Origin of the sequence: Streptomyces tirandamycinicus (genome assembly GCF_003097515.1) — a bacterium.
GTDB lineage: Bacteria > Actinomycetota > Actinomycetes > Streptomycetales > Streptomycetaceae > Streptomyces > Streptomyces tirandamycinicus.
This window is the reverse complement of the sequence record NZ_CP029188.1, coordinates 480,337-491,459: the sequence shown is the minus strand read 5'-3', so window position 1 is coordinate 491,459 and position 11,123 is coordinate 480,337. Positions and strand designations below refer to the sequence as shown.

10 protein-coding genes are annotated in these 11,123 nt (G+C 75.0%); 5 read left to right on the top strand and 5 right to left on the bottom strand.

Going from position 1 to position 11,123, the window contains the following annotated elements:
* Positions 1-175: 175 nt before the first annotated feature.
* The 4 genes from DDW44_RS02180 to DDW44_RS02165 form a co-directional block, all read right to left on the bottom strand.
* Complete coding sequence (locus tag DDW44_RS02180; protein WP_108905361.1) at positions 176-988, bottom strand: anti-sigma factor; 813 nt, start codon at positions 986-988, stop codon at positions 176-178.
* Positions 989-1,226: 238 nt separating this feature from the next.
* On the bottom strand, positions 1,227-1,811 hold the full coding sequence (locus DDW44_RS02175) for a sigma-70 family RNA polymerase sigma factor (RefSeq protein WP_017945450.1): 585 nt from the start codon (positions 1,809-1,811) through the stop codon (positions 1,227-1,229).
* Between the two features lie 503 nt (positions 1,812-2,314).
* Complete coding sequence (locus DDW44_RS02170) at positions 2,315-3,151, bottom strand: siderophore-interacting protein (protein ID WP_206307366.1); 837 nt, start codon at positions 3,149-3,151, stop codon at positions 2,315-2,317.
* Positions 3,152-3,198: 47 nt separating this feature from the next.
* Positions 3,199-4,119, bottom strand: coding sequence for a 5'-3' exonuclease (locus DDW44_RS02165; RefSeq protein ID WP_108905359.1), 921 nt, complete (start codon positions 4,117-4,119; stop codon positions 3,199-3,201).
* Between the two features lie 402 nt (positions 4,120-4,521).
* Here DDW44_RS02165 and DDW44_RS02160 point away from each other — a divergent pair, with 402 nt between their 5' ends.
* The 4 genes from DDW44_RS02160 (at position 4,522) to DDW44_RS02145 (ending at position 8,874) form a co-directional block, all read left to right on the top strand.
* Positions 4,522-5,622, top strand: a complete 1,101-nt coding sequence (locus DDW44_RS02160; protein WP_108905358.1) for a quaternary amine ABC transporter ATP-binding protein — start codon at positions 4,522-4,524, stop codon at positions 5,620-5,622.
* Positions 5,615-7,435, top strand: a complete 1,821-nt coding sequence (locus tag DDW44_RS02155) for an ABC transporter permease/substrate binding protein (RefSeq protein WP_108905357.1) — start codon at positions 5,615-5,617, stop codon at positions 7,433-7,435. Before DDW44_RS02160 ends, DDW44_RS02155 begins: the two co-directional genes overlap by 8 nt.
* A gap of 165 nt (positions 7,436-7,600) precedes the next feature.
* Positions 7,601-8,152 (top strand): helix-turn-helix domain-containing protein, encoded by a 552-nt coding sequence (locus DDW44_RS02150; RefSeq protein WP_017945455.1) that lies wholly within the window; start codon positions 7,601-7,603, stop codon positions 8,150-8,152.
* Positions 8,153-8,211: 59 nt separating this feature from the next.
* Positions 8,212-8,874, top strand: a complete 663-nt coding sequence (locus DDW44_RS02145) for a helical backbone metal receptor (protein ID WP_244224179.1) — start codon at positions 8,212-8,214, stop codon at positions 8,872-8,874.
* Here the strand turns inward: DDW44_RS02145 and DDW44_RS02140 are convergent.
* Positions 8,795-10,117: an SLAC1 family transporter gene (locus tag DDW44_RS02140; RefSeq protein ID WP_108905355.1), complete on the bottom strand. Its 1,323-nt coding sequence runs from the start codon at positions 10,115-10,117 to the stop codon at positions 8,795-8,797. The two genes, DDW44_RS02145 and DDW44_RS02140, sit on opposite strands and share 80 nt — an antisense overlap.
* 70 nt (positions 10,118-10,187) lie before the next feature.
* Between DDW44_RS02140 and DDW44_RS02135 the strand changes: the two genes are divergently transcribed.
* The gene (locus tag DDW44_RS02135) at positions 10,188-11,111 is read left to right on the top strand and encodes a LysR family transcriptional regulator (RefSeq protein WP_026164893.1); all 924 of its coding nucleotides are present in this window, start codon (positions 10,188-10,190) and stop codon (positions 11,109-11,111) included.
* Positions 11,112-11,123: the final 12 nt, after the last annotated feature.

Here is an 11,123-nt window from a genome sequence, read left to right as displayed (position 1 = left end):
CCGGCGGCCCGGCGGGCCGGCGGCCCGGTGGGCCGGCCCCGGGCACGGCCGGAGCGCGCCCCCGTCCCGGCCGGCGTACGCATGCTGTCCGGCCCGCCCGTGCCCGGACCCGGCCGCCCCGGCCGTTCGCACGAGCGGCGAGGACCGCTGGAACCCAAGCCGCCGTGCCGGGCCCCTACCTGGCCGAGAAGCTCAGCAGCCCCAGCGGCTCGGAGGTGGGAGCGGTGGAGCCGCCGGCCGGCTCGACGGTGATGCCCATGCCCGTCGCCCGGCCGACGCCACCGTCCATGAGCAACGCCTCCGCACTGCCCGTCGACGCGAGCAGCCCGGCCGGGCGCATCGTGCCGTCGTCCGCGAACCAGAGCTGGTACACCCGGCCGTCGTCCGGCCGCGGCAGGCCCGACGCGAGGAACACGGCGCGATCCCGCTCGCGGGAGAAGGCGACCGTACCGGTCGCCCCCTGACCGAGCGCCGTGCTCCGCGTGCGCACATCGGGCGCGGTGAGCACGTCCGCGAGCGCCTGGGTGTGCTGCTGCGCCAGTTCGACCGCCGCGCGGGCCTCGACCCGTGCCTCGTCGGCGGCTCGCTGCTGCACCACCGCCACCCCGCCCAGCGCCGCGAGCCCGGCGACGCACGCGGCGAGGACGAACCCGGCGAGCCTGCGCCGGCCGGCCGGGCGAGCCCTGTGCACCGGGGGCGGGATGCGGCCCGCCTCCGCCGCGGCGACCTTGGGCGGCTCCTGGCGCACGGCCGAGATCCGCGCCATCACCTGGGACTTCATCGCGGACGGCGGGATCTCGGTCGCGGCGAGGCCGAGCCGTACCGCCGTCGCACCCAGCTCCCGTACCTCCTGCGCACACGCCTGGCACACGGCCAGATGCCGCTCGAACCGGGCGCGTTCCCGGTCGCCCAGCGCGTTGAGGGCGTACGCGCCGGTCAGCGTGTGCAGTTCGGCGTCCCGCCCCGCTCCCTTCGCGGCGGCGCTCATCGCAGGACCGTCCGTTCCGCAGCCGTCGCAGCCGTCGCAGCCGTCGCGGTCAGGGCCGCGGCCTCCCGGCCCCGCCGGGTGCACGGCCGGTGGCCCGCGCCGGGCGAAGGCCGCCGCGGACCGCGACGGCCACGCCCGGTCGCGGGCGCCCGGTCCGCTGCGGGAGCACTCCCCGGCCAGGGCCGGTCGACGGGCTTCCGGCAGCCGTCCTCCACCGAGCGGCGCTCCTTCCCCCAGCTCATGCGTTCACCCCCAGGCAGTCGCGCAGGCGGATCAGTCCGTCGCGCATCCGTGTCTTCACGGTGCCCAGTGGCACCGCGAGCAGTTCGGCGACCTCCCGGTAGGCGAGGCCGCGGTAGTACGCCAGGGTCACCGACTGGCGCTGGAGCTCGGTCAGCGTCCGCAGACAGCGCCGTACCTGCTCCCGTTCCAGCCGGGCCTCGACCTGTTCGACGACGTCGTCGAACGCCGGTGTGCCGCCGAGCCGGGCGGCCTTCCGCTCGCGTTCGGCGGCGGCCTGCGCGGAGCGTACGCGGTCCACGGCGCGGCGGTGGGCGAGGGTCAGCGTCCAGGTGAGAGCGGAGCCGCGCGACGGCTGGTAGCGCGCGGCGGTCCGCCACAGCTCCACCAGGACCTCCTGGGTGACTTCCTCCGACTGTGCCGGATCGCGCAACACCCCGCGCACGACGCCGAGTACGGGTCCGCAGACCGCGTCGTACACACGCGAGAAGGCCTGCTGATCGCCGCGCGCGACCCGGACGAGCAGTTCGTCCAGCCCCGGCCCCGCCGATGGTGCCCCTGTGATGTGTATCGCTTCCTTCACCGCTCTCCCCTCGCCGCGGCCCGCTCCGGCCGGTCCCTCTTTCCCGGACCTGCGTCGCCGCGGGTGTCACCTCCCCTATACGGAGCGGAGACGGGTCTTGACTGCCGTCGCGCCGAACTTTTTACACGCCTGTGCCCCGACCGGGACCCACACCGCCCACCCGGGCCGGACCGGCGGCGGGGTCGAGGCGGTGAGCAGCGGAAACGGGCCCGCGGCCGGGCCCGCGGCCGGGCTCGGGACCGGGCTCGGGGGAGGGGCGGCGACACGGGTACGGGGAGGCCCTCCAAGCGTGCGCCCCGGCAGGCGGAGCGGCCGGGGCGACGGCATCGGTGGGTGGCGAGCGGTCCCGTCACCCGGGCCGGGGGTCCGGGGCGCCGGGCACGGCGCCGGTGCACGTCCCCCGCGGCCGGGGCGGCACCTGCCCGGCGCTCTCGTGCGACCGGCGCGACGCGTTCGTCCGGTCCGCGTTCGTCCGGACCGGGTTCGTCCGGTCCGCCCGGACGCTACGCCTCCTGCTCGCGCTCCACTTCCGCGTTCCAGTCGCGCTTGACGGCCCGCCAGGCCTCGTCGGACTTGCCCAGCCGCCAGTAGCCGGACACCGACAGCCGCTCCCGGGGGATGCCGCGCTCCAGCCGGAGGTGGCGGCGCAGTTCGCGTACCGCGCCCGCCTCGCCGTGCACGAAGGCGTGCACATCGCCCTCGGGGAAGTCCAGTTCGCGCACCGCGGCGATCAGCGCCTCGCCGACGGGACGGGCGCCCCGGTGCAGCCAGGTGACGGCGACCCCGTCCGGGGTGGCGATCTTCTGCTCCTCCTCGGGGCCGGCGATCTCGACGAAGGCATGGACCCGCGCGCCCACCGGCATCCGCTCCAGCGAGGCGGCGATGGCCGGGAGCGCGCTCTCGTCCCCCGCGAGCAGGTGCCAGTCCGCCGCCGGGTCGGGTGCGTAGCCTCCGCCGGGGCCCAGCAGCCGCACGGTCTCGCCGGGCTGCACCCGGGCCGCCCACGGCCCGGCGAGGCCCTCGTCGCCGTGGACCACGAAGTCGATGACGAGCTCGCGGTGGACGGCGTCCCAGGAGCGGACGGTGTACGTCCGATTGCTCGGCCACCGGTCGCGTGGGAACTCCTCGCGGATCCGGGCCATGTCGAACGGCTCGGGGTAGGGCACACCGGGCACCGGGAAGACGACCTTCACATAGTGGTCGGTGAACCCCTCCAGGGCGAACGAGGCCAGTCCCTCACCACCGAGGACGAGACGGACCATGTGCGGCGTGATCCGTTCCGCGCGCAGCACCCGCGCCTCGTGGACCTGCGGTGCCCTGCGGGCGGCTGTCTCTGCCACGGCGGTCTCCCCTGACGTAGATGCTTAGGCTTGCCTAAGTTAACACCTCAGTGCGGGGGATTCGTGCCCGCCAGCTCGGTCCGCAGCCGGCCCACCACCCTGCCCAGACCCCAGCGCGCGGCGAGCTCGTCGAGCCCGGCCGGGTCGCGTGCCTCCCTCGGCAGGGCCGGGTCGAAGCGGGGCAGCGGCACGTCGTCCGCGACCCGGACCACCTTCGGGGCGACCGCCAGGTAGGGCCGCGCCTCGTCCAGCCGCCTGCGCTGGGCCGGCGTCAGCCCGGACGCCGGGTCGTCCACCGCGGCCATGATCCCGGCCAGGTCCCCGTGCGCGGCCAGCAGCTTCGCCGCCGTCTTCTCACCGATGCCCGGCACCCCGGGCAGCCCGTCGCTCGGGTCGCCGCGCAGCAGGGCCAGGTCGGCGTAACCCGGGCCGTCCACACCGTACTTCTCCCGCAGCACCGCCTCGTCGGTCGCCTGCATCATGCCGACGCCCTTCAGCGGGTAGAGCACGCGGATCCCGCGGGCGTCGTCCACGAGCTGGTACAGGTCGCGGTCGCCGCTGACGATGTCGACCGGGCCCGTCGCCCGCGCCGCGAGCGTGCCGATCACGTCGTCCGCCTCGTACCCCGCGACGCCGACCCGGGCGATGCCGAAGGCGTCCAGCATCTCCTCGATGACGGGGACCTGTGGCGAAAGGGTGTCCGGGACCTCCTCCTCGTCCGGCCCCGCCACGGTCTCCACCGCCACCCGGTGGGCCTTGTACGAGGGGATCAGCTCGACCCGCCAGTGCGGCCGCCAGTCCGCGTCCATGCAGGCCACCAGCTCGTCCGGGCGGTGGTCCTGGACCAGCCGGGTGATGAACTCCAGGAGTCCGCGGACGGCGTTGACGGGCGTGCCGTCGGGGGCGCGCACGGAGTCCGGCACCCCGTAGTAGGCGCGGAAGTACAGAGAGGCGGTGTCGAGGAGCATCAGGCGTCGCGTCACAGTCCGCAATCATGCCGTACGCCGCCGACAACGCCCCGGCGCCGGGCGCACCGCACCCAGGGGCCCTGAACCAGGGGCCCTGCACCCAGGCACCCTGTGCGCGCGGGCGCGCCGCCCGGCGTGCGCCACGGCCCTCCGCGGACGGGTGCCGCGCGGCTCCGGCCGGCCGCCGGACCGCCGGGCCGCCCGTGACCGACCGCCCGGCCGGCCCGTGAACTGGATCACTGTCGTGTTTGCCCTCGCGAAGGCCGGGGCAGGCGCGGCGCCGGAGCGGACCCGGCGTGCCCTCGAGCGGAGACGACGCGGGGAGGCGGGAAGAGCCCGCCCGCTCCACGGCCCGCCGGCGGGGGAGGCGGGCCGTTTCCCGGTTCGACGCGTGAGGTGTATGTGTCCAGGCTCCAGGCGGAGCACCTGTACAAGGTGTTCGGCAGACGACCCGACGAGGCGGTGCGCAGGCTCGGAAGCGGCTCCGGCCGCGACGAGCTCCGCGCCGAGGGAACGACGGCGGCGGTGATCGACGCCTCCTTCTCCGTCGAGCCGGGTCAGATCTTCGTCGTCATGGGTCTGTCCGGGTCCGGCAAGTCCACGCTGCTGCGCATGCTCAACGGACTGCTGGAGCCGACCGCCGGACGCGTCCTCTTCGACGGCCGGGACCTGACCGCCCTCGGTGCCCGCGGGCTCCGCGAGGTGCGCGCCCACAGGATCAGCATGGTCTTCCAGCACTTCGCGCTGTTCCCCCACCGCAGCGTGCTGGAGAACGCCGCCTACGGCCTGGAGGTCCAGGGCGTCGCCCGCGCCGAGCGCGAGCGCCGTGCGGCCGAGGCCCTGGAGCTCGCCGGTCTCGCCGGGTGGGAGCAGTCCTGGCCGGACGAGCTGTCCGGCGGTATGCAGCAGCGCGTGGGTCTCGCCCGCGCCCTGGCCACGGACGCGGACCTGCTGCTGATGGACGAGTCCTTCAGCGCCCTCGACCCGCTCATCCGCCGCGACATGCAGGACCAGCTGCTCGAGCTCCAGAAGCGGCTGAAGAAGACCATCGTCTTCATCACCCACGACCTCAACGAGGCCATGCGCCTGGGCGACCGCATCGCCGTGATGCGCGACGGGCGGATCGTCCAGCTCGGCACCGCCGAGGACATCCTGGTCCGGCCGGCCGACGACTATGTGGCGTCGTTCATCCAGGACGTGGACCGCTCCCGGGTGCTGACGGCGTCCGCCGTCATGACCGAGCCGCTGAGCACCGGCGCCGGCGGGTGCGGCTGCGAGACCGTCACGCCCGACACCCTCGTCGCGGACGTGTGCGCCGTGAGCGCGCGCGTTCCGCATCCGGTGGCCGTCAAGGAGGACTCCGGCGACGTGGTCGGCGTCGTTCCGCAGTCCCGGCTCGTCGGCCTCGTCGGCCTCGTCGGCGACGAGCGGGCCGAGCCGGTGCCCTGCGGCGCACCGGTCCGCCGCCTGCCGCAGCAGAAGGAGGTGCGTGCGAGTGCCTAGGCTTCCCCTCGGCGACTGGGTCGACGGCGGCGTCGACTGGCTCCAGTCCCGCCTCTCCTGGCTGTTCGACGCCGTCAGCGCGGCCGTCACCGGCATGTACGACGGCATCGACGCGGCGCTGTCCGCACCCGAGCCGCTGCTCTTCGCGGGCATCCTCGCCGTCGCGGCCTGGTGGCTGCGCGGCCTGCTCGCGGGCGGCCTGGCCTTCGCCGGCTTCGCGGTGATCGACTCCGTCGAGCTGTGGGACGACGCCATGTCGACCCTCTCGCTGGTGCTCGTCGCCACCGTCGTCACCCTGCTGATCGCGGTGCCCCTGGGCATCTGGGCGTCGCGCTCCAAGACCGTCAGCGCCGTGATCCGCCCGGTCCTGGACTTCATGCAGACCATGCCGGCCATGGTCTACCTGATCCCCGGCATCATCTTCTTCGGCGTCGGCGTCGTCCCCGGCATCATCGCCACCATCGTCTTCGCGCTGCCGCCGGGTGTGCGGATGACCGAGCTCGGCATCCGCCAAGTCGACAAGGAGCTGGTGGAGGCCGCGGAGGCGTTCGGCACCACGCCGCGCGACACGCTGGTCCGCGTGCAGCTGCCGCTCGCCCTGCCCACGATCATGGCCGGTGTCAACCAGGTGATCATGCTGGGCCTGTCCATGGTGGTCATCGCCGGCATGGTCGGCGGCGGCGGTCTCGGCGGCGCCGTCTACCGCGCCATCGGCAACGTCGACATCGGGCTCGGCTTCGAGGCGGGCGTCTCCATCGTCATCCTCGCCATGTACCTGGACCGGATGACCGGCGCGCTGGGCCGCCAGGTCTCACCCCTCGGGCGCCGGGCCCTGGCGCGGGCCAGGACCGCGGCCAGCGGGCCGAGGATCTGGAACCACCGCCCCCAGCCCGTGGTCGCCCTGGCCGGTGCCGTGGTCCTCGCGCTCGTCGCGGGCGGCATGGGCGTGTTCGGCGGCGCCACGCCCGCCGGGGCCGGCGGCGCCGGCGACATCGGCCGGGGCAAGAAGATCTCCGTGGGCTACATCCCGTGGGACGAGGGCATCGCCTCCACCTTCCTCTGGAAGGAGCTGCTGGAGCGCCGCGGCTTCGAGGTCGAGGCCAGGCAGCTGGAGGCCGGCTCGCTCTACACCGGTCTCGCCGGCGGGCAGATCGACTTCCAGACGGACTCCTGGCTCCCGGTCACCCACGCCCAGTACTGGGACAAGTACCGCGACAAGCTGGAGGACAAGGGCTCCTGGTACGGCCCGACCTCCCTGGAGCTGTCGGTGCCCTCGTACGTCAAGGGCGTCGACTCCCTGGACGACCTGAAGGGCAAGGCCGGCCAGTTCAAGGGCCGCATCGTCGGCATCGAGCCGAGCGCCGGAATGATGGGGCTGCTCAAGGACAAGGTCCTCAAGGAGTACGGCCTGGAGGGCGAGTACGACGTCGTCGACGGCTCCACCCCCGGCATGCTCGCCGAGCTGAAGCGGGCGTACGACAAGAAGGAGCCCGTCGTCACCACCCTGTGGTCGCCGCACTGGGCCTACAGCACCTACGACCTGAAGAAGCTCGAGGACCCCAAGGGCAGCTGGGGCAAGGGCGACGGCATCCACACCCTGGCCCGCAAGGGCTTCTCCGAGGAGAACCCCCGGGTCGGCAAGTGGCTCCAGGACTTCAAGATGACCGAGGACCAGCTCACCGGCCTGGAGGCGAAGATCCAGGAGACGGGCAAGGGCAAGGAGCAGGACGCCGTCCGCGCCTGGCTGAAGGAGAACCCCGGCCTCGCCGACGCATGGACACCGGTCCCCGGGAAGGCGTCGAACGGCTCGTAGCCGCACCGGACCGGCCGAATCCCCCACACGGTGAGGGCCCCGTCACATAACGTGGCGGGGCCCTCACCGTCGTGCGGCGCGGCCCCGACCGCTGTCACGGGGCGACGATGGGTTGCGCGGGCCGGAACGTGCGTAAGGTACAGAGAGGAGGGAGGGACCTCAGCCATGGGAGACAAGGAAGCGCTCCGTGTCGGCTCCGCCGTCCGCCGAAGGCGCCGGGCCCTGGATCTCACGCTCGCCGCCGTCGCGGGGCGCAGCGGCCTGTCCGTGCCCTTCCTCAGCCAGATCGAGAACGAACGGGCACGGCCCAGCATGCGCTCGCTCCACCGCGTCGCGGACGCGCTGGAGACCACCGCCGCCGAACTGCTCGCCGCCGCCGACTCCTGCCGGGTCGTCGACGTCGTCCGGGCGGACGACGCCACCCTCGCCGCCCGGCCGGGCGTGCGCCATCTGGTGCGCGGTCACCACCAGCTCCACGCCGTGGAGTTCACCGGCGAGCAGGACGCCGGGGGCGAGCACCAGCACCGCAACGACGAGCTGATGTACGTGGCCGACGGGGCCGCCGAGGTCGAGGCCGAGGGACGCGCCCACCGGCTGGAGAAGGGCGACACGCTCTTCCTGTCCGGCGGTGTGCTCCACCGCTGGCGCGCCACCCGTCCCGGCACCCGCCTCCTCGTGGTCGCCGTCGCCGACCACATCGAGGCCGTCGCCCCGTGACGAGGGTCGTCTCGCTGGTGCCCTCGCTCACCGAGGCCATCGCGGTCAGCGCGCCCGGGATGCTGGCCGGTGCCACCCGCTGGTGCACCCACCCCGCGGACCTCGGCGCGGCCAGGATCGGCGGCACCAAGAACCCCGACGTGGAGGCGGTCGTCGCGCTGCGGCCCGATCTCGTCGTCGCCAACGAGGAGGAGAACCGGGAGCCCGACCTCGCCGCGCTGCGCACCGCGGGGCTGGAGGTGCTCGTCACCGAGGTGCGGACCCTGCCCCAGGCCTTCGGCGAGCTGCAGCGGGTCCTGTCCGCCTGCGGGGTGCCCCGCCCCCGATGGCTCGACGACGCCGAGGCCGCATGGGACGCCGTCGAACCGGACGCGGAGCCGCGCCGCGCGGTGGTGCCGGTCTGGCGGCGCCCCTGGATGGTCCTCGGCCGCGACACCTTCGCCGGCGATCTGCTCGCCCGCCTCGGCGTCGGCAACGTCTGCGCCGCACACCCGGACCGCTATCCCCGTATCCCGCTCGACGAGCTGAACGCCGCGGGCGCGGACCTCGTGGTCCTCCCCGACGAGCCCTACCGCTTCGGCGCGGACGACGGCCCGGAGGCGTTCCCGGCGATCCCCGCCGCGCTCGTCGACGGCCGCATGCTCACCTGGTACGGCCCGTCGCTGGCGGCGGCTCCGACGGTGCTGCGGGCAGCGCTCCGCCGGCGAGACCCCGCAGCGTGAGGGCCCCGGCCACGGCCCACGCCGCGACCAGGAACGCGTAGAGCCCGGCCGCCGCCCACCCGGGAGCCGCCGTACCGGTACGGGCGGACAGCGCCGCCGCCCCCGTGACGCAGGTGCCGACCGGGAAGGTGAACGCCCACCAGGTCATCGCGAAGGGCATGCCCCGGCGCGCCGCCCGCACCACCAGGGCGGCGGCCGGGACGAGCCACAGCAGGGCGAGGCCGAGGGCGGCGGTCCCGTAGGCGGTCGCGAAGGACCCGAGGGCCGCCGCGTCCGCCCCTCCGACCGCCGAGGGAGCCGCGTCCGCCAGCCGGTGCACGGCGGTGGTCGACTGGCCCAGGGGCCCGAGCACCAGGAACAGGGCCGGCGTCAGGGCGAGCGGCGGAGGGCCCTCGCGGAGGAGCCGCGCCGTCACCAGCGGCAGGACGGCGAGCACGGCGACCAGGCTCAGGACGAACAGCCCGTAGCAGCCCAGCAGCGCGGTCCTGCGCCACCCTCCGGCGGGCACCCGGCCCACGAGCATCGCGCCCAGTGTCGCCGCCACCATCGGGGCCACCACGGGCAGCAGCCACACCGGGGACGCGTCCCCCGCCGTGACCCGGCGCCGGGTCAGCAGCAGGTACGGGACCGCCAGCGCGGCGGTGAGCCCCGCCGCGGTGCCCGCGGCGAACAGCACCCACGCCGTCACGACCGCCGCGTGCTCGCCGATCACACCGCCGCCGACCGTGAGCGAGCCGATGCCGACGGCGAGGAGCGCCATCGCCATGCAGCCCTGGAACGGGGCGACCGCCGGGTCCAGGAGGTCGGCGCGCGCCTGGTCGCGGTGCCGGACCCAGTGCGCGGCGCGCGCGGCGAGCAGGGCCGCGAGGGCCAGCGCGGACAGCACCCACACCGCCTCCAGTACGTCCTGCAGTCCCGCCGGAGCGGGCAGAGCCACCGGAGACACCGCGGTGACGGGAGCCGCAGCCACGGGAGCCGCAGTCACCGGAGCCGCAGTCACGGAAGCCGCAGTCACGGAAGCCGCAGTCACGGGAGCCGCCGGAGCAGCGGGGGCCACCGCGATCGTGGACGCCGGCAGCGACGCACCCGCGATGGCCACCGATGCCGTGCCCATCACGGCGGAGTACCAGTTCGGTCCGAGACGGCGCAGCCGCGGAACGGGGGTGACGCGGCGGAGCGGACCGGAGGGCGCGCAGCGGGAAGCGGAGCGGGAGGCGGAGCGGGGATGGGCGGCGGTGACCATGGCCCCACTGTCCGGCCCCGATCGGCGCCCCACCAGGCACACCCTCGCTATGGCCCCATAAGCTGGCTTTATGAGCGATGGGGAACGCGGGCCGGTGGCCCACCGGGTGCCCGACCTTGCCGCGCTGGAACTGCTGCTCGCGGTGGCCCGTCACGGGAGCCTCGGGCGCGCCGCCCGGGAACTCGGTGTGACCCAGCCCGCGGCGAGCAGCCGGATCCGCTCCATGGAGCGGCAGTTGGGCGTCGCGCTGGTGGACCGCTCGCCGCGTGGCTCCCGGCTGACCGACGCGGGGGCGCTGGTCACGGACTGGGCGCGGCGGATCGTGGAGGCGGCCGAGGCCTTCGACGCCGGGGCGCAGGCGCTGCGGGACCGGCGCGACTCCCGGCTGAGGGTCGCCGCCAGCATGACCATCGCCGAGTACCTGCTCCCCGGCTGGCTGATCGCACTCCGCCAGCAGCGCCCGGGCACCGCGGTGTCCCTGCTCGCGGGCAACTCGGCGGCGGTCGCCGAGCGCCTGCTGCGGGGCGAGGCGGATCTCGGCTTCGTCGAGGGCCTCGCCGTGCCGGAAGGACTCGACGGCGCGGTCGTCGGGCACGACCGGCTCGTCGTCGTCGCGGCGCCTGGGCACGAGTGGACGCGCCGGCGCTCTCCGCTGCCGCCCGAGAAGCTCGCCGCCGCCCCGCTGGTGCTGCGCGAGCGGGGCTCCGGCACCCGGCAGGTGCTCGACTCGGCGCTCGCCGCCCACGGCGGTCTGGCCGAGCCCCTGCTCGAACTCGCCTCCACCACCGCGGTGAAGGCCGCCGCGGTGAGTGGTGCGGGTCCCGCGGTCCTCAGCGAACTGGCGGTGACGGAGGAGCTGGCGTCCCGCCGCCTCGTCCGCATCCCCGTCGAGGGGGTCCGCCTCCGCCGCGACCTCCGCGCGGTCTGGCCGCACGGCCACCGTCCGACGGGCCCGGCCCGCGACCTGCTGTCGCTGACGCGGTCCGCGGGCTGAGGGGCGGGCCGG